This window comes from Nitrospinota bacterium (genome assembly GCA_029881495.1).
GTDB lineage: Bacteria > Nitrospinota_A > UBA7883 > JACRGQ01 > JACRGQ01 > JAOUMJ01.
In genome coordinates, this window is record JAOUMJ010000002.1 from 38,722 (window position 1) to 57,619 (window position 18,898).

Here is an 18,898-nt window from a genome sequence, read left to right on the forward strand (position 1 = left end):
CTCATTTTTAGGGGGCTAGAAGCGAAAGAATCCATTCCGCGCTTTCAGCAAACTCGTCTATTTTCACTATGTTTGATTTTACATAATCGAAGGTATTCGGTACATATTTCAGGAAAAAGGGATTTTTCCTCGATTCAGCCTGGAAGCCGAATGTGCCGAGCGCCTTGATATTGCGCTGAAGCGAGATCCTGATGAGGTTTTTTGCTATGTTGACACCCTTTACGGGATTTCCCTCCTCACTGTTCAGCTTTTCAATGTAATATGCGGCGAGCCTGTTTCGTATACCGTCATCAAGCCTGACGTAGCTGTCGAACAGAAGGGAGACGAGGTCGTACTGTGCCGGGCCCATCATGGCATCCTGAAAATCGAGGATGAAATAATTACCATCCTTGATCATGATATTGCGTGAATGATAATCCCTGTGGGAGAAAACAAGCGGCTCTTCCTCAAGCGGGGTTACAAGTTTCAGGAACCAGTCGGTCAGCTTTCTGTCTTCCTCCGGCGAGAGGTTCTTTTTCAAATGGCCGATGATGAACCACTTTTTCGCATGTTCAAGCTCATACATGTACTTTGCAGTATCGAATTTCCTGGTTGTAGCCGGATTCCCGATTGCCAGTGAGGATGTGCAGTGCACCTGCATTTTCACGAGGATATCTATTACGTTCATATAGTGTCGCGTAATTTCATCGGCGCTGGCGGATGTCAAGGCCCCTTCAAGGAGGAGGTCACCGCAGTCGTCGAGGTAGATCTCCCCTTCGGCGGGGCGTTTCCCGAAAATTTCCGGGACCGGAACGCCGCAATCGTGCAGGTACTCCCGAAGTATCAGAAAGTCGTTTTCAGCTTCGATGAAAGGGGCCGGGAGTTTCATAAGTATCATGGTTTTCGGCAAGTGGGCCGGATCGTCGAAGTTCAACCGGAAATATTCCCTCGTGGAGGCGTCGCCCTGAAGTTTTATAATGGAGCGGTTTGTAGGAATTTCCATATTTTAGCTTTTCACGCTCTCTTTATTTCTTATGAGTTTTGATATCTCTATAAAACTGTTTTTCAAGGCTCCCCGGTTGTTCAGTATGGTCTCATAACCGGCAAGTCCAGCTCTTTTCCTTTCAGGTTCGTCCTTTAGAAGCCTTTCAATTTCGGTTTCCAGCTCTTTTATGTCTGCCGTTTCGAAAGCGGCTCCAGCATCTATCAGCTGAGGGGTAATGGTTCTGAAGTTTTCCATATGCGGGCCGAACAGAACAGGGATCTTCCATGAAGAGGCCTCAAGCGGATTCTGTCCGCCGTGAGGGATGAAACTCCCTCCTATCACCGCAATATCGGTTGCGCCGTAGAGGTTTCCCAGTTCCCCTATCGTGTCGAGGAGGAGAAGTGTATCCGGCTTTTCCCTGTTCGATCGTCTCGCCGGATAGATGCCGACCGTTTTGCATATATCCGATATTTCATCCGCTCTGTTCGGGTGGCGGGGCGCGATGATTGCGAAAAGAGCGTTTATCTTTTCACGAAGCCTCAGGAAGGCCTCAAGTAGAGGGCGATCCTCGCCTGAATGAGTGCTTGAATAAATAATTACCGGGACATCCAGCGGTATCTGGAACTCCCGGCGAATCTCTTCCCTGCTGTGCACCTTCTGGAGTGACTGGTCGAATTTCATGTTTCCGCAAACTTTTACAGTTTCGGGTCTTGCCCCAAGTATGACTATCTTTTCAAGATCTTTTTGCGACTGCATCAGGAGGAGAGTAATTGAAGAGATATATGGCGCGATAAATATCCTTGCTTTCATATAGCGCGTCATCGACCTATCGGAGATCCTGCCGTTCACCAGCACGGTCGCAACACCTCTATTGCGGCATTGATGGAGGAAGTTCGGCCATATTTCCGTTTCGAAGAATATGAAAGTTGCCGGGTCGATGTGCCGAAGCGAGGCTTTCACGGCGAAGGGGAAATCGTATGGGAAGTGAATTATGTTAAGCCTGCCAGGATTTTCATCCATCTGTCTTTTGAGTTTTGAGCGGGCCAATCCCATCCCTGTGGATGTGCTTGCCGAGAAGGTTATCGTCTTGTCCTTATACTCCCTGAGGAGCGTATCTATCAGCGGTATCGATACGTTCGTTTCACCCACGGAGACGGCATGTACCCAAATCCCGCCGCCGGGCGGAGGGGGGCTTTTGATAAATCCCATCTTCTCGCGAAGACTGTCGGCACTCTCTTTCCCTATCGCAACGCGATATATGAAATATGGAAGGATAAAGGGGAGGAGTATGAGAAGAAGGAGGTTGTAGAAAAAGTGAATCATGACGGGAAGGACGAGGCCGCGGTTTCCGTCAGCCGGTTCAGTTCGTTTTCCAGCTCAAGATTATTTCTCATGAGCTCCTCCGAGTCGGCCTTGTTGTCGATGTATATCGGGCTTCCAACGGCGACGGTTATCCTTGTGAAAGGGTAGGGGAAAAGGGTCTTGTCCCAGGTTCTCAGCCTCTTTCCTTTCTCCGCTTCATACGCGATAGGTACGATAGGCAATCCGGTGAGTTTGGCCAGGAAGACCGAGCCGGGCTGTGATTTTCTCGCGGGGCCGCGCGAACCGTCCGCCACCATTGAAGCGGCGGCTCCCTGCTCGCGTTCCTTTTTGAGCCTTCGCGCCATGCCAAGGAGGGAGCTTCGAGGATTCTCGTGTGTCGACCCTCTCACGGTGAAAAATCCAAGGAGGCGCAACATGCCGTCCATGATATCTCCGTCGGAACTTGGGGAGACGAGGACGTAAAACCTCTTTCGCCATCTGAGGTGAAAAGGGACGTAAAAGAGGTGGCAATGCCACAAGGCAACGATGCAGCCGTTCTTGAGCATGAAATCGTTGTTCTCTTTCCCGATTATCCTTATCCTTTGCGTATATCCGCAAAAGAGCATCATGAGAAAAATGATGAACGGTGCGATATACCCCTGAAGGGCTCTTTTAAGCAGTCGTTTCACTTGTCGATGTTATTCCGGGCTATTTATCCGAAATTTTATCAGCAATGGTTTTGACGGCGGTTATCATGTCCATCGGGATGGGGAACAGCGTGACGGAGTTGTTCTCCGAGGCTATTTCCCTGAGAGTCTGAAGGTATCTCAGCTGTATGGAAACCGGGTGGCCTCCCATGATATCTGCCGCCTCCCGAAGTTTGTGGGATGCCTGCAGTTCACCTTCCGCGTTTATGACCTTCGCGCGCCTCTCCCTTTCGGCTTCCGCCTGCTTGGCCATCGCCCTTTTCATCTCCTGCGGGAGGTCGACATGTTTTATGGAAACAGAGGATACCTTGATACCCCAAGGGTCTGTCTGCATGTCGAGCACTTCCTGTATGCGCGAATTTATCTTCTCCATTTCGGAGAGAACTTCATCTAGTTCGGACTGTCCCATTATCGCGCGAAGGGTGGTTTGCGCCAGCTGGGAGGTGTTGTAATGGTAGTCTTCCACCTTGATGATGGCCTTTTCCGCTTCCATTACGCGGTACATGACAACCGCGTTAACCTTTATTGAGACGTTGTCCTTCGTGATGATGTCCTGCGGCGGCACGTCGAGCGCGACAATTCTCATATCGACCCTTTGCATGGTCTGGAGTACAGGGATCAGTATCTTGATACCCTTTGTATAGGTGGCAAAATACCTTCCGAGCATGAAAACCACCCCCCTTTCGTACTCCATGATTATCTTGATGGAGCTCGCAAGGAGCATCAGAACTATCAGTGCCAGGGCGTATAGGGAAATCATTTATACTTCTCCTCCAGGGTTTCTCTTCTTTTATGTATCATACTTCAATTGGCTGGCGTTAAAAAGGAGCCTTTTCCAATTGCCGAAATCGGGACTATTCTATCTTTTTCTGCAATACCATATTGTAAAAACCGTCGCTGTTTTCGGAAATGCCAGTAATGGAAAAATATCGGCTGAAGATGGCAATTAGCTCCTTTCTCGACGAAAATCTGTCGTAATGGCCGTGGTGGCAGGCGTACCCATTCTTGTAGGTTTTTCCGTTTGCGTGCCGGAATTTTCGGCTGAAACATGTGAGGATAATATACCCCCCCGGCACGAGGAGAGAAAAAAGGAAATTCAGGAATACCTTTGTATCTTTTCTGCGAATATGGTGAAAAACGCCGTAGTCTATCACCAGGCCGAAACTATTCTCCTTGACGGGGATGCGAAAGATATCTCCAAGAATATATAAAACACCCTTCCCCTTTCTTCTGCCGGCGTTTTTCAAGGCGGTCTCCTGCATGTCAATCCCGATAACCTTAAAACCGTTCTCCGAAAGGTACGAAGAGTGTCTCCCTTCGCCGCATCCGAGGTCTAGCGCAATTCTATTAGGGAGTTTTTGTGCGATCTCCTTCAGCGATTTTTGCAGGTTCCCTGACGGTTTTCCGTCAACGGACCAGGGGGTATGCCCGGTTTTATAGGCATTTTCGTAAAAATTGTTCTGACTGCGGTAAAGCTTTTCTTCCGAAAGTTTTGTCAGCCCTGCTTTTAACATCAATATCCTAACCTGAAAATATGTTGTGCTTAGTTACACTTTTCATTTTGCAATTTTGTTTCAAAGAGAGCAACCAAGTCAACCCAAACGGGTCTTTTTTAATGTAAAATGCGCCATACGAATAAAAATTTAACTGACAATGAAAACCGGGGGGGCAAGTTGCGGCATTTGAAATTCCGTAATGGAATAAACTTGGGAATGATCACAACTCCATTCGGACTGACAGTTCTTGGTGAGCGAACGGTTTTAAGGAACAGTAGCGTTCAATGCAATGTATCCACTAATGGTTTTCAAATGAATGAAGTGGATGTTGCATGGTGAATCCTTTGTTTGGCATTGGGACAGACAATGCAGAGAAGCGTTTCGAAAAAATGTTCGGCCTTGTTAAAGATATTGGCGCGCTGAATCATGTCAGAAACAGGGATCTGCGTCATGTCATGCAGGAAGCCGCCAGGCTATTTGTAGAAAATGGCATAGCTGAATTTTGCTCCATTCTTTTCTGTCCCTCCCCTGTATCCTGTTTCAACCGCGTATTTGCCGTGAGGGATCGCAACGGCGGGGTTACCACGGAAATTTTCACAGACCGCATCTCGGTTGAAGATTCCCCTTTCCTGCTGAAAATGATGGAGGATGGGGTCCCGGTGTTTATCGATTCGATCGGTGATATTGAGCGGGAAGCCAGGATCAACATGATCGTGCCGGAAGGTTACAACTCCCTCTTTAGCATACCGGTCACATCCAATTCTGATACGTTCCTGTCTCTTACTTTCGGATATTCCGAAAAAAGATCAAAACCTGAAGAAAGCGAGATGGATTTCCTTGTTCATCTGGCACACCAGATCTCTGATATCCAGGCGATACAGTATTCGGACGAGCTTTTCCAAAACTATGAAATGGAATACCGTGAGCTTTTTGAAAATTCGGCTGACGTTGTCATCAAGATTAACGCTCAAGGGGAGATCGAGGATATAAACTCGCAGTTTACCGCGGAGACTGGTCTGGACGCCGGGGACTGGATAGGAAAACCGATATCGTCACTTTTCACCGGCGTTGAAAACGCCGGGTATGAGATATTCAGGAAAAATATGGACCGCTTTTCCGGCCTTGAATGCGTGTTGAACGGCAACAGAGAACAGAAATTTTATCTCCTCTCTTCGTGGCCAAGATTCAACAGCGAGGGGAAAATGATCGGAAACTGGATAGCGGCACGTGATCTGACCGAGAGGAAAAAAAAGGAGATGGATCTCCTCAGGCTGAAAGAAAAGGCGGAGGCGGCCAACTTCTCAAAACTCTCTCTGCTGAATAACGTCTCGCACGAATTGAAAACCCCTCTGACTTCAATCATCGGTTTTGGCAAGCTGATTTCATGCAATGAAAAGATCGATACGAAGGTGAGAGAGCAGGCCGCGATAGTCGAGAAGGAGGGGAAGGATCTCCTGACCATCATTAACAGTCTGCTGGATGTGGCAAGCGCTGAAAAGGAGTGGGGAGAATTAAAACACACAAGGATACAGCTGGGAAAATTCCTTAAATTCATTGCCAACGGCGGCAAACGTGGAGTGCTTGAAATTTCCATTGATAATGATCTGCCTGAAACGATCATTGCTGACGAGAAAAAACTAATGATCGTGCTGGATCAGCTTGTGGATAATGCTTTCAAATTCTCGATGGGGAAGAAGGTATCGCTAACCGCCAGGAAATCGGAAGGCGACATTGTCTTTTCAGTAAAGGATGACGGCGTAGGGATAGAAGAGAAAAACCTGGAACGCGTTTTCGAACATTTCGTGCAGGAAGACAGCGGATTATCACGGGAGTTTGAAGGGATGGGCCTCGGCCTTCCGCTTGCCAAGACGGCGGTACTGGCGATGGGTGGGAGGATTTGGGTCGACAGCATTAAAGGGGAGGGGAGCACCTTCCATTTTGCCATTCCGTTTGTTACGGCAACTGCCGAATAGCCTTGCCGGCTATCCTCTCTATTCTTCGAATCCCGATATCTGATAAGATTGTATCAGCAGAAAAGGATTGGCGTTTCGATTAGTAAAGTGATTAACAATCCCCTTTTCTGTTTAAGGGGTTTCCCTCCATGAGCAGATCGGTTTTGATTTCGTTATCATTGATAGCGGTAGCAGTGATTTGCCACGCGCTCGGCATTTATTCGGGCTGGTGGGGGATCACAAAAGCCGAATCGATATCATTTACCATCCTTGCGATAACCGCCATCTTCTGGATAAGTGAAACCGTACCGCTGTTTGTCACGAGCTTTCTGATAATTGCGTTGCAGACAGTTTGGCTCCTCCCCGCCATCAATGAAGGGGGAAAGGATATATCCGGCCAGATGTTCCTCACGCCGTTCTTTTCGGATATTATCCTGCTGTTCCTGGGGGGATTCGTCCTCTCCGCAATGCTGCACAAATTCAATCTGGACCAGCGCATAGCCAAATGGATACTGGCGCGTTCAGGGGGGGAGCCGTCCATACTCCTTCTGTCAGTTATCGTTATCTCCTCCTTTTTCTCGGCCTGGATGAGCAACACCGCGACCGCCGCCATGATGTTCGCCATTATCCTGCCGATCCTGAATGATCTGCCAAAGGGTTCCGTTTTTCCTGTCGCGCTTTCCCTCTCAATTCCCTTCGCTTGCAATCTTGGCGGACTGGCAACGCCGATAGGCACTCCGCCGAACGCCATCGCTTTAAGCTATCTTGCGAAACAGGGTGTAGAGATATCCTTTGCATTTTGGATGGTACTTGCCATACCGCTTGTACTCCTTTTAATGTTTCTCCTTTGGCGCGCGCTGATGTGGCTCTTTCCTCCGGAGGGCGAAAAGCTCTCTCTTAGCGCCATCGACGTGGAAAGGCTGTCGCCGAAACATTATTCGGTTATTGCGATATTTTCCATTACCTGCCTCGGGTGGCTTACCACCGACCTGCATGGCCTTTCCACAGGGATGGTCGGCATTTTTCCGGTCATCGCGACCTTCGGCTTCCGGCTTTTGAACACGCGCGATTTCAGAACCCTTTCATGGGATGTGCTGATAATGCTCGGCGGCGGTCTTTCGCTGGGGGTCGGATTGGAGCAGAGCGGTCTTGTGGGGGAGATCATCAAGGTAGTGCCGGACAGCATGCCTCTGTGGGGCTTGCTCGCGGTTATTGCCTTTATCGCGCTACTTATGTCCACCTTCATCAGCAATACGGCGACTGCCAATCTGCTTATCCCAGTGGCTGTATCCATTTCTTCCGGTTCGGCTCTCCACGCGCTGGTAGTTGCGATGGCGTGCAGTGGAGCAATGGCGCTCCCGGTAAGTTCGCCGCCGAATGCCATTGCCTTCGGTTCGGGAACTATCACCTCACGCCAGATGTTTCTAGCCGGAGGGCTGATAAGCCTGTTAACGCTTGCTGTCCTCTTGCTGGCGGGCGTATTCTATTGGGAGATGCTCGGCATCAAATAAACAGGGAGAAGGAAATTGGAAATTCACCGTCAAACATGCCAGAAATGCGGAAGCCGGGAGATGCGCAACCTGCTTGCGCGCGCCGTGGGGGAGAGCGACAAGGTTTTCGTGCAGTGCGTCAAGTGCGGAGAGCTTGTGGCGCGGTACACGATAGGGCAGGGTGGGTATTACCATCACGGCAAGGGCTATGAGAGCTATCTGCGGAGCCTGAACCGCGGCGGAGATTACGAAAGCACGCGCGATATGAATAACGCGTTCAATACGATCGTAGAGAGCTGTGAAAAGGAGTTTGCTGAAATACTGAAACATCTTGAGGAAAAGGAACGGAAAGGTGGCTGAATCAGGCTCGACATTTTGCGGGACTATTGGGAAGTGATATAGTGCAGGGATAGTTGCAATTGCAATTAAACAGACCAATTCGAACCGTTTGTATATCAGAGGTGAGGTGAAGCATCTTGAATTAAAACAGGCACCTACGAAAATCTAAGATACGGCATTTCCAATTTCAATTTGACCGCATAGGAGGTTATGCAGAATGGCACATCGTAATATTTCTCTCATAGCGTTTATTTTGTTATCAACTGTCATGATGTCGTTTTCGAATGTTCGCGCGGAGGAGACGGTTGGAAAAATTAAAGCCGACTTCATGAATCATCCCGTGCTGGCCGCCGAAAACTTCAGCGTGGAGATCAAGGATTTCAAGCAGGGTTTCCTGTCTCTCTATATACCGAGGCACCCAGGCAAAACAATGGACGATATGGAATCATCCTACGGGAAAAAATGGAAGGATTTGATGGAGAAGGCTGAGGCTCTCGCGCTTAAAAATCCCGAGGTAAGGGACGTAACATGGTTCGTGAAGGGAGATGGGGGTAGCGAAGACGCCATATATTACTATAAGCGACGCTATTTCACTGAATGGACAGCCCACATACATATGGGCGGAGGAGAGCTTTCATGGGCTGGTGACACGTCCTGGGATGGCGGCTCGACCAAGGAGGTGTGGGCGTCAAGTTTTGATATAGGGAAGAAAAGCTGGCCCGCTCTTCTCCACTTCAGCTCCACCGGAACAGCCGCAAGGTTTGCACTGACCGGCGGAAGCGGCGACCGATACCGCGTTCACGAAAGTTCATTCGGTTTCAGGAGATATTTCTCCTTAATGGGGATCTCGCCGTACCTTGGCGCTGGCGGAACTCTGGTGACTGTAAGCGCGGACTATTACATGAACAGCCAGAACAACAATACAAATAACGCAAATATGATCGACGATGTTACTTCTTCGAAAGGTGGATACGTCAATCTCGGAATAATGAAGAAAATGGGAAAATATTTTGAGGCCGGGATAGACGCCAAGGCAGTGCGAGGCGAAAAGGTTACGGTCGAATTGATTGAAAATGACATCAATTACAACTCGGCATCGGTATTCGTGGGATTCGGGTTTTAGCCGGATAGTATAAAACGCCTGAACGGCGGAAGCCGTTCAGGCATCGGCGACCGGTTTCATGATGAAGCGGATCCGTTTAAACGCGTTTCCTCGCTTCGAAGAGTTTAACCATGTCCAGGTAGATGTTGTATTCCCTCGTAATCCTGAATCCCGCCTTCTCTACATTCTCGCCGGTGCGGCGATTGATGTCGGGCCCCATAAGCGAAATTAGCGGAGCCATTATATCCATCATTGTTCCAAGGAGCAGGTTCGACGGCCGCACATGCTCGAACATCAGGAGCGTGCCGTCGTCCTTCATTACCCTGTGCAGTTCGCGAAGGCCTTTCACAGGATCGGGAACGGAGCAGAAGGTGCATGAGGTGACAATCGTATCGAATGATCTGTCCTTGACGCCTAGTTCCTGCACGTCGGCGTGAAGTAGTTTTACGCCCCTTCCTGTCCTCCGGATCTTTTTTCCGGCCTCTTCAAGCATTTTTTCGGAGAAGTCGACTGCGGTAAGCTCCACGTTGTCCGGTATGTACGGAAGGTCGAGGCCTGTGCCGACGGCTACAAGCATCACCCTCCCTCTGCACCTGGAGAACCACTCCTTCTTGAAGCGTCCGTATCTCTTCTCAACGCCGACGCTGAATTTGTCAAAGCCGGGGGCAGACTTGTCCCACTTCGCCGAAGCCTTTTTAACGCTGGTCATCGCTTTCCGGTCTCGCCGTTTCGCCGTGAAGCTTCGCGTCGTAAATATGGAACACGAATTGAACGACAACGGCGATAATTACACCTGTTATTGTCAGCGAGGCAAAGGGTATCTCGCCGTCTCCCTTCATCGCGGATATCATCCCGGCGACCATTCCGATTATCATCCCCGGCATGAGGATGTCGAAACTGGTAGAAACGCGGATGAACGCGACAAGGACAGGTATCTGCACAAGCATCCCTATAAACATGCCGAGAAACATCGCGATGGCGTGATGGAGAGTGGCTGGGAGTATAAGCGCTGGGGTAATGGCGGCGAGGATGCCGATGGATATGGAGGCGGTGTAATCGTATAGTCTGAAAAGTCTCAGTTCGTCAGGTTGCATCAGATTAATATAGCCACTGTTTTGATCATATGAAAGGGATTTCGGAATTGCGAAAGTGCGTCATGGAAAAGCCGGCCTGCAGGGACTACTATATGGGTGGAGGCGGACGGATGGTCGCCTTGCCGCTTTACCGCGGTGGGGAGGAAAGTCCGGACACCGCAGAGCAGGGCACTTCCTAACAGGAAGCGGGAGCGATCCCAGGGAAAGTACCACAGAAAATATACCGCCCGCCTATGGCGGGTAAGGGTGAAATGGCGAGGTAAGAGCTCACCGGGTCTGCGGCGACGCAGGCCGCATGGCAAACCCTGCCCGGTGCAAGGCCAAATAGGGGAGCGCGCCCCGCAAGGGGCAGGAGGCGGCTCGCCTTCGGCTCCCGGGTAGGCCGCACGACGTTGCCGGCAACGGCAATGCTAGAGGAATGACCGTCGCCCCGAAAGGGGTACAGAATCCGGCTTACAGTCCGCCTCCATTTATTGCTAAACGGATGAGGTTGCATTCAGAGACAGATACAGTGAAATGATATTTCCCGCGCCGGGGCAGGGGGCGGTTCGGCAGAGGATCAGCTGGCGGTCTGGAAAAGCCTGGGGGAGTAGAGGAACCTGCTACAGCTTGGGCAGGTATGTATGGCGGAGCCGGTGTTTATTTCAACGATCATCTGCGGTCTGACCGTGGTGTTGCAGACGGTGCAGATATCCTCTTTCAGTTCCGAAACCGCGATACCAGCCCTGCTTTTGAGAAGGCTGTCATATTTCTTTGCGTATGAGTTGTCGACGCGCGCGTAGATGTCATTCCTGCTTGCTATGAGCGCATCCTTTTCGGATTTCACTTCGGCGATGCGGGCGTCGTTCTCCGATTTTATCTTCGAAAACGCTTTTTCTTCTTCGGTGACTTTTTTCTTTAGTTCTTCCTGCTTTGAGGCGCTGGAGTCTACCTCTTCCATCAGTTCCAGTTGTTCGTCCTCCAACAGGCCTACGGCGGCGGTAAGGTTTTCTATCTCTTTCAGGGCGGCGGTATATTCCTGATTGGTTTTTATCTCGTGAAGTTTGGTCTTTGCCTTGGCTACGGCGGCATTTTTGTCTTCGACTTCCTTCTCCTTTTGGAGCCGTGATTTCTTTTTCGCTTCGATCTCCTTCTGGAAAGTCGCAAATTCCTCTTTGGCTTTATCCATATCCATGGAATGTGCCTTGATCTCCTCCGGGAGCGATACGAGAAGGTTGTCGATAGTTTTTATCTTGTCGTCTATTTTCTGAAGTTCTACCAGCTGTTCAAGTATGTTTACCACGCCTTGTGTCCTATAAGTAATCGTACAGTTCTTTTTCGTTGAAGAGAGTAATTCTAATATTTTTTTTCAATTTTGTCAGATTCTTTTTCAGATAGTTCCCGACAAGCGGAACCATATGCTTTTCGGTGCCGAGATGCCCGGCATCAATGACCGGAAAGCCGAGTTCGTTACACTCTACTCCGTTGTGATGTTTTACATCGCCCGTTACAAGAATATCTGCTCCTGCTTCAAGCGAGCCGGTGACAAGATCTCCTCCGCTTCCGGTGCAGACGGCGACATTTTTCACTTTTTTCGCCGGTCCGTAATGCCTTACTCCGGCAAGTGAGAGATTTTTTTTGACAGTTTCCGCAAATTGGTGCGAATCGACCGTTTTCGATACCTCTCCTATTCTGAAAATGATGCCGTCTCCGGCTACCGCGCGGATCTTTTTAAGGCCGAGGAGTTCTGCCACATACTGGTTTAGGCCGTTCGGCGCCGAGTCGAGGTTTGTGTGCATAGCGTATAGCGAGATGTTGTTTTTCAGTAGGCGGGCAAGGATGTTTCCGGTTGCGCTTTCGATATTGACGGCTTTCAGCGGAGTAAATATGAGAGGGTGATGAACGATTATCAGGTTTGCACCGGTATTTATAGCGGTATCGACGACATCGCTTGTGGCGTCCAGCGCGACGACGATACCCTTTACGGAGATGTTGCCGCTTCCTGCCAGAAGGCCGATGTTATCAAATGGTGACGCTGAAGCAGGAGGCGCAAGTTTTTCCAGAAGGGGGATGAGTGTTCTCACCTGTAGTCTCCGGGGTAATGCAGGAAAGCAGACCCCGGCATTTTCATGACCGCGGCGCGGGCGGGATATATTCCAGAGGAACCTGCCCTTCCTTGAATGATTCAAACATTGCGTTTGGATTATCCGGCGTGGCGAGCGCGCCCGTTTCAGAATCGATCCTTACGAAAACGATATTTTGCGGAGGGATGAACGGTGTCTTTGGCGCTTCGTTTACCATGTATTTCATGTAATTTAGCCAGATAGGCGCGGCGGCACGGGCGCCTGTTTCGTTCATGCCGAGGGTCTCTTCCCTGTCTTTTCCTATCCAGACGCCGCAAACCATCCCAGGAGTGTATCCAATGAACCATGCGTCGAGAAAATCGTTCGTAGTGCCGGTTTTTCCCCCGGCTGGAACTCCGATGGAGCGGACCGAAGTGGCCGTTCCTTCGGTGACCACCGACCTCATGATGCTGTTCATAAGATAGGCTACATCTTCCGGGATAACCTGTTTTGGATTTGGGGCATGTTCTTCGATAACGGTTCCGTCGGGAGCTTCTATCCTGTTTATGAAATACGGCTCGTTCCTTACCCCGCCGTTGGCAAAAACGCCGAAGACGGACACCATCTCCTGGAGGGTTACGCTGGAAGCGCCGAGCGCGAGGGAGAGATTGTCGTCCAGGTGGGATTCAATTCCGAGCTTGCGCGCCCAGTCGATGACATACGGGATGCCTATCCTGTCGAGTACCTTTATCGTAACGATGTTTCGTGAATGCGTAACCGCCTTGCGGATTGTAGTAGGGCCGAAAAATTTCTGATTGAAGTTGACCGGCTTCCAGTTCTTGAAATCGCTTATATCCTTTTCGAAGATGATCGGAGCGTCGATAACTATAGTTGCCGGCGTATATCCCTTGTTCAGGGCGGCGGAGTAGATGATCGGCTTGAACGAGGAGCCAACCTGCCGTTTTGCCTGCACGGTCCTGTTGAAGGAGCTTTTCTCGTAATCATATCCGCCTACCATTGAAAGGATCGAGCCGGTCTTGTAGTCGATGCTTAATATCGCCCCTTGAACGGTCGGCTCCTGGTCGAGGAAAAAGGCAATGGTGCCATCCTCTTCATTTTCGATGGTTCGCACTTCAATGACGTCCCCCTCATTGAGATTCAATTCGGTGGCATCGGTAACCCTCTTGGCGAAATAGCCGTCTTCCTCCGGATTTGGTGGATGCGCCCATTTGAATCCAGGTTGTTCGATCAGACGTATATAGCCGTTTATCTCGATGAGGATATACTCCTTCTCAACCCCTTTTACTATTGCTCGCAACCTTTTTCCCGGTTTGAACCAGTCGTTTTCATCCATGTTTACAAGCTGAGGATTGAGTTTCTCCCAATTTAGTTGCGGATTGTCCCTGAACTCCTTTTCAGAGTCCCACCCTGTATATCCCTGCCATACGGTTTCAGTTTCAGTCCCTTCCTCGGAATCGGTATCCGTATCGGAGTCGGTGGATTCCCCGGTCTTTATCGGGTCTATTTCGCCAGTATCCATGTTCCAGCGGCCGACAGGCCCCCGGTATCCGAGCCGTCTGTCGGTGATCTCTATTCCTCTTTCCAGCGCTTCCTGAGCCTTTTTCTGCCATGAGAGATTCAGCGTGGTTACTATTTTCAGGCCGTTATGGTAGAGGTTTTTTGTCCCATACTCGTTTTCAATATATCTGCGCACATGCTCGGCGAAGAAGGGGGCCTTGTTCAGTTGCGGTTTTTTCTCGGCCAATTCAATAAAGTCGTATTTTGCGCTCATTGCTTCGCCTGCCGATATGTATCCAAGCTCGGCCATCCGCACGATAACCAGGTTTTTCCTGTTTTCGGCAGCTTCCATATCGTTAAAAGGGGAGAAGGCGTTTGGTGATTTTGGAAGCCCGGCGAGGATGGCCATTTCCGCAAGAGAAAGCTCTTCCACCGATTTGTCGAAGTAGAGTTGCGATGCCGCCTCAACTCCATAACAGCCGTGACCGTAATAAATCTGATTTAGGTATATCTCCAGTATCTCGTTTTTAGTTAGATTCTTTTCAATCTGGAGGGAGAGGAGAACTTCCTTTATCTTTCTTTTGAAAGTGCGCTCGCGCGTGAGGTATAGGAGCTTGGCGACCTGTTGTGTGATGGTGCTTCCTCCCTGCACGATGGTGCCTGCCTTGAAATTGACGATCGCCGCTCTGGCGATACCCCACAGGTCTATGCCATGGTGATTGTAAAAGTTGTCATCCTCTATCGCGAGGCTCGCCAGCTTCATGAGTTCCGGTATTTCATCGAGCGAGCGGAGGATACGCTTTTCTATGTAATATTCCGCGATCTTTTCCTCGGTAACGTCGTATATGGTGGTTATCAGGGAAGGGGAATAGTTCTTCATCTCCTTTACGTCGGGTATTGCCGCGCTCAGCCTGAAATAGGCCAAAGTAATCATCAGCACGGCCGCGCCAGCGAAAAAAAAGCTCAGATACGCGATAACGTCCAGGAATTTATTTCTTTTTCCGCTTTTCTTTTTTGTCATTTCATTCTCTTTATCTGTTCATCTCTTAACATTTGCAGGTCTACCCATGCAAGTTTCTTCATATTCGGCGAGCGGAGCAGAAACGAAGGGTGATAGGTCGGAATAAGCGGGACGCCGTGGTAATCGTGCAGTCTACCCCGCATATTTCCGATAGATTCATCCGTTTTAAGCAGCGTCTGGGCCGCATGTGTGCCGAGGGCGCATATTATCACAGGTTTCACCGCTTTTATCTGTTCGATGAGAAAATGTTCGCATGCCGCCACTTCATCAGGCTTTGGGTCGCGGTTTCCAGGGGGACGGCATTTAAGGACGTTTGCTATGAATACCTCTTCCCTTTTAAATCCGATTGCCGCGATCATTTTCGTAAGTAGGTTCCCCGCGCGCCCCACGAACGGTTTCCCCTGTTTGTCCTCTTCCTCCCCTGGCGCCTCGCCTACGAACATTATCCTTGCCTGCGGGTTTCCGGTTCCGAAAACAACCATGTTCCTGGTTTTGTGTAGACCGCATGCTACGCACGCTTCAACTTCCGTTTGCAATGACGAGAGGTTAAATGTTCGCGGAGTTTCTGCGGAATCCACCACAGCTACGGGATTCTCACTTTGCCTTTCGACCTGCTTGGCAACCGGTGAGAGAACTGCGGTATCCCCTTGGGCCGGCTCGACATACTCTATGCCAATCGATTTCAGAAAGGAAAAATATGCAATTCCCTTTTTCAGCGCTTCTTCTTTTTCCATCTAGGGATAAGATTGTACACTTTTTTCATCCGCCTTTGCCGAGAACATAGGAATCCTTTGAACCGCTCAGCTGGGTAACCTTATCAAGAACCTTCTGGGCAAGGACTCTTTTCGGGAGTCTCCCGGTCTTTTCAAGCTCCTGTGTGCGCGATATGAATGTCAGCTCGTTGAATTCGCTGTCAAATCCGATATCGTTCCTGCTCACGTCGTTGAGGCATATAAGGTCGATATTTTTCTTCAGCATTTTTTCCCTGGCGTTTTGTATCCAGTTATCGGTCTCCGCGGCAAACCCTACTATGAATTGACCCTTCTTCCTGATCCCGATCTCCTTGAGGATGTCGGGATTTGGCGAAAGCGGGATTGTCATCTCGGCCGTTTCTTTCTTGATCTTCGAGTCGTATATCTTGGCCGGGCGGAAGTCGGCAACAGCGGCGGCCATAATTAGAATGTCGCATGAGGGGAAGAGATTTGAAACCTCGCTGAACATCTCCTCAGCCTGCCTTATGCCGATATTTTTTGTGGTTTCGGGGAGCGGTTCCGAAATGGAGCCGTGGATAAGGGTCACGTCGGCGCCACGTTCCGCGGCGGCAATGGCGATGGCTATACCCATTTTCCCCGATGACCGGTTGGATATATAGCGGACGGAATCTATCGGCTCCTCCGTTCTCCCGGCGGTAACGACGATTTTTTTCCCTTCGAGATCGTTTTCCAGCCCAAGGCCGTGTTCAACGATGGCAAGTAGTCTTTCCAGGCCGGGAAGCCTCCCTTCACCGGCTTCACCGCATGCCATATCCCCCTCATCGGGCTGGATGATCTGGCATCCTCTTCGCTTCAGTGTGAGGAGGTTTTCCTTTACCGCGCTGTTGTTGTACATCCGTGGGTTCATCGAAGGGGCGATATAGGGAGGGGTGACCAGCGCGAGTGATATTGTGGTCAGCGGGTCGTCGGCAATCCCTCCGGCAAGTTTTCCGATGATGTTTGCGGTCGCGGGGGCAATAAGAGCCATGTCGTAGTGTAGGCTCTCGGAAAGGTGCAAAAGTGGATCATCCTGATTGCTCCAATCATGAACCCAGACCTTGTTACCGGAAACGGCCTCCATGGTGAGAGGGGTCACGAATTTTTCCGCACTTCTGGTCATGACAACCCTTACGTCAATACCCTTTTTTTTCAGCATTCTGACGAAATCGGGCATTTTATATGCGGCTATCCCCCCACTGATGCCAAGAAGCACCTTCTTCCTTCTTCCCATTACTACATTGTAACCGAGGGAAATGTCGTTTCAAAATAACATCGTGTTCCTACTCTGTTTTCTTTTATGACAAAGAGAGTTTGCATGAAGATTCACAGAACCTACATGTGGGAAATGTGGAGGGGGAGGGGAGAGTTTAAGAAAATATAGTTTAGAAAAAAAGCCCCGGCAATCTGATTGCCGGGGCGAGGAATGTTTTCCTTTGTGCCTAATCTGGGAGGGGGCTTACATCATGCCGCCCATGCCCCCCATTCCACCCATACCGCCCATGCCGCCCATATCTGGAGCGCCACCGCTGGATTTCGGTTCTTCTATTTCAGTTATGAGAACTTCAGTTGTCAGCATCAGTCCAGCTATGCTGGCCGCATTCTGAATTGCCGAGCGAGTGACCTTCGCAGGATCAAGTATTCCGGCTTTGATCATGTCGACATACTGCTCGGTCTGGGCATCGAATCCGTTATCACCCTTGTCGGTCTTCACTTTTTGAATGACGACGGAGCCTTCAAGACCGGCATTTTCCGCTATCTGGCGAAGAGGCTCTTCAAGCGCGCGACGAATAATATCAACGCCAACCTGCTGGTCGCTGTTCTCCACTTCAACCTTCTTGAGGGAGTCGATACAGCGTACAAGGGCCACACCGCCCCCCGGCACGACACCTTCCTCTACGGCGGCTCTTGTCGCGTGCAGAGCGTCTTCTACGCGGGCCTTTTTCTCTTTCATCTCCGTTTCGGTTGCCGCGCCGACATTAATGACAGCAACGCCGCCAACGAGCTTTGCGAGCCTCTCCTGGAGTTTCTCGCGGTCGTAATCGGAAGTGGTCTCCTCGACCTGGGTCCTTATCTGTTTCACGCGGGCCTGGATGTCCTTGGAAGCTCCCTTCCCTTCTACGATAGTGGTGTTTTCCTTGTCGACTACCACACGTTTTGCGGAGCCGAGATCTTTAAGTTCCACATTCTCAAGCTTCACGCCGATATCCTCGGATATGACGTTGCCGCCGGTAAGGATGGCGATATCCTTGAGCATCTCTTTCCTGCGGTCGCCGAATCCGGGCGCCTTGACAGCGCAGACATTCAGTGTGCCGCGAAGCTTGTTGACCACCAGGGTGGCAAGGGCTTCACCATCGACATCCTCGGAAATCATGATGAGAGGTTTTGCCTGCTTGGCTATTTTCTCAAGGAGTGGGAGGAGGTCCTTCATGTTCGAGATCTTCTTTTCATAGATAAGTATGGCAGGATTTTCCAGAACGGCTTCCATCCTGTCGGAGTCGGTTACGAAGTAGGGGGAGAGGTAGCCTCTGTCGAACTGCATACCTTCTACAACCTCAAGCGATGTTTCCATCCCTTTCGCTTCTTCAACGGTGATTACGCCGTCTTTGCCTACTTTTTCCATCGCTTCGGAGATAAGGTCACCGATCGTTGCGTCGTTGTTTGCCGAGATAGCGCCAACCTGCGCGATCTCTTTCTTCTCTTTGGTCGGTTTTGCCATTTTCCTGAGATTAGCGACAACAACCTCAACCGCTTTGTCGATACCCCTTTTTACATCCATAGGGTTCGCGCCGGCGGTGATGTTCTTTACACCCTCGCGATAGATCGCCTGGGCAAGAACAGTGCCGGTAGTTGTGCCGTCACCAGCGACATCCGAGGTCTTGCTTGCGACTTCGTTTATCATCTGCGCGCCCATGTTTTCATACGGATCTTTGAGTTCTATCTCCTTTGCGACCGTAACGCCGTCTTTTGTTACCAGCGGGGCGCCGAATTTTTTATCAATGATCACGTTTCTCCCCTTCGGCCCGAGGGTAGCCTTGACGGCATTTGCCATCTGGTTCACGCCGCTTAATATTTTGGCTCTGGCCTGTTCGCCAAAAAGTAGTTTTTTCGCTGCCATTTGT

At 50.2% G+C, this 18,898-nt stretch carries 17 protein-coding genes and 1 other RNA gene; 5 read left to right on the top strand and 13 right to left on the bottom strand.

Features of this window, described 5'->3' with window-relative positions; all coding sequences use genetic code 11:
* Nucleotides 1–7: 7 nt before the first annotated feature.
* From OEY64_01140 to OEY64_01160, 5 genes are all read right to left on the bottom strand, one after another.
* Nucleotides 8–982: a phosphotransferase gene (locus tag OEY64_01140; GenBank protein MDH5541546.1), complete on the bottom strand. Its 975-nt coding sequence runs from the start codon at nt 980–982 to the stop codon at nt 8–10.
* Nucleotides 983–985: 3 nt separating this feature from the next.
* On the bottom strand, nt 986–2,287 hold the full coding sequence (locus OEY64_01145) for a 3-deoxy-D-manno-octulosonic acid transferase (GenBank protein MDH5541547.1): 1,302 nt from the start codon (nt 2,285–2,287) through the stop codon (nt 986–988).
* Entirely contained in the window at nt 2,284–2,955 is a 672-nt protein-coding gene (locus OEY64_01150; GenBank protein MDH5541548.1) for a lysophospholipid acyltransferase family protein, read from the bottom strand. The genes OEY64_01145 and OEY64_01150 overlap by 4 nt, the downstream gene beginning before the upstream one ends.
* A 19-nt stretch (nt 2,956–2,974) precedes the next feature.
* On the bottom strand, nt 2,975–3,733 hold the full coding sequence (locus OEY64_01155) for a slipin family protein (protein ID MDH5541549.1): 759 nt from the start codon (nt 3,731–3,733) through the stop codon (nt 2,975–2,977).
* Between the two features lie 94 nt (nt 3,734–3,827).
* Nucleotides 3,828–4,487, bottom strand: a complete 660-nt coding sequence (locus OEY64_01160; protein ID MDH5541550.1) for a class I SAM-dependent methyltransferase — start codon at nt 4,485–4,487, stop codon at nt 3,828–3,830.
* A gap of 314 nt (nt 4,488–4,801) precedes the next feature.
* On the opposite strand from OEY64_01160, the gene OEY64_01165 reads away from it, so the two are divergent.
* The 4 genes from OEY64_01165 to OEY64_01180 all read left to right on the top strand — a co-directional run bounded on the left by OEY64_01165 (nt 4,802) and on the right by OEY64_01180 (nt 9,373).
* Entirely contained in the window at nt 4,802–6,442 is a 1,641-nt protein-coding gene (locus OEY64_01165; GenBank protein MDH5541551.1) for an ATP-binding protein, read from the top strand.
* Nucleotides 6,443–6,570: 128 nt separating this feature from the next.
* A complete protein-coding gene (locus OEY64_01170) occupies nt 6,571–7,932 on the top strand; it encodes a DASS family sodium-coupled anion symporter (GenBank protein MDH5541552.1) in 1,362 nt (453 codons plus the stop codon).
* Nucleotides 7,933–7,947: 15 nt separating this feature from the next.
* Nucleotides 7,948–8,271, top strand: coding sequence for a hypothetical protein (locus OEY64_01175; GenBank protein ID MDH5541553.1), 324 nt, complete (start codon nt 7,948–7,950; stop codon nt 8,269–8,271).
* A gap of 196 nt (nt 8,272–8,467) precedes the next feature.
* Nucleotides 8,468–9,373 (top strand): hypothetical protein, encoded by a 906-nt coding sequence (locus tag OEY64_01180; GenBank protein ID MDH5541554.1) that lies wholly within the window; start codon nt 8,468–8,470, stop codon nt 9,371–9,373.
* Nucleotides 9,374–9,449: 76 nt separating this feature from the next.
* Here the strand turns inward: OEY64_01180 and OEY64_01185 are convergent, their stop codons facing one another.
* On the bottom strand, nt 9,450–10,061 hold the full coding sequence (locus tag OEY64_01185) for a class I SAM-dependent methyltransferase (GenBank protein ID MDH5541555.1): 612 nt from the start codon (nt 10,059–10,061) through the stop codon (nt 9,450–9,452).
* Nucleotides 10,048–10,446, bottom strand: a complete 399-nt coding sequence (locus OEY64_01190) for a hypothetical protein (GenBank protein ID MDH5541556.1) — start codon at nt 10,444–10,446, stop codon at nt 10,048–10,050. Before OEY64_01190 ends, OEY64_01185 begins: the two co-directional genes overlap by 14 nt.
* Before the next feature lie 98 nt (nt 10,447–10,544).
* On the opposite strand from OEY64_01190, the gene rnpB reads away from it, so the two are divergent.
* An RNA gene (gene rnpB, locus OEY64_01195) (RNase P RNA component class A) lies at nt 10,545–10,918 on the top strand.
* Nucleotides 10,919–11,005: 87 nt separating this feature from the next.
* On the opposite strand, the gene OEY64_01200 is transcribed toward rnpB, so the two are convergent.
* The 6 genes from OEY64_01200 to groL all read right to left on the bottom strand — a co-directional run bounded on the left by OEY64_01200 (nt 11,006) and on the right by groL (nt 18,894).
* Nucleotides 11,006–11,728, bottom strand: a complete 723-nt coding sequence (locus OEY64_01200) for a hypothetical protein (GenBank protein ID MDH5541557.1) — start codon at nt 11,726–11,728, stop codon at nt 11,006–11,008.
* A 10-nt stretch (nt 11,729–11,738) separates the two neighbouring features.
* Nucleotides 11,739–12,509 carry a Nif3-like dinuclear metal center hexameric protein gene (locus OEY64_01205; protein MDH5541558.1) on the bottom strand — a complete coding sequence of 257 codons (771 nt, stop codon included), beginning with the start codon at nt 12,507–12,509 and terminating at the stop codon, nt 11,739–11,741.
* A gap of 43 nt (nt 12,510–12,552) precedes the next feature.
* Nucleotides 12,553–15,027, bottom strand: coding sequence for a PBP1A family penicillin-binding protein (locus OEY64_01210; GenBank protein MDH5541559.1), 2,475 nt, complete (start codon nt 15,025–15,027; stop codon nt 12,553–12,555).
* Complete coding sequence (locus OEY64_01215) at nt 15,024–15,761, bottom strand: uracil-DNA glycosylase (protein ID MDH5541560.1); 738 nt, start codon at nt 15,759–15,761, stop codon at nt 15,024–15,026. Before OEY64_01215 ends, OEY64_01210 begins: the two co-directional genes overlap by 4 nt.
* A gap of 25 nt (nt 15,762–15,786) precedes the next feature.
* Nucleotides 15,787–17,010 (bottom strand): bifunctional phosphopantothenoylcysteine decarboxylase/phosphopantothenate--cysteine ligase CoaBC, encoded by a 1,224-nt coding sequence (gene coaBC, locus OEY64_01220; GenBank protein ID MDH5541561.1) that lies wholly within the window; start codon nt 17,008–17,010, stop codon nt 15,787–15,789.
* A 225-nt stretch (nt 17,011–17,235) separates the two neighbouring features.
* Nucleotides 17,236–18,894 carry a chaperonin GroEL gene (gene groL, locus OEY64_01225; GenBank protein MDH5541562.1) on the bottom strand — a complete coding sequence of 553 codons (1,659 nt, stop codon included), beginning with the start codon at nt 18,892–18,894 and terminating at the stop codon, nt 17,236–17,238.
* Nucleotides 18,895–18,898 lie beyond the last annotated feature (4 nt).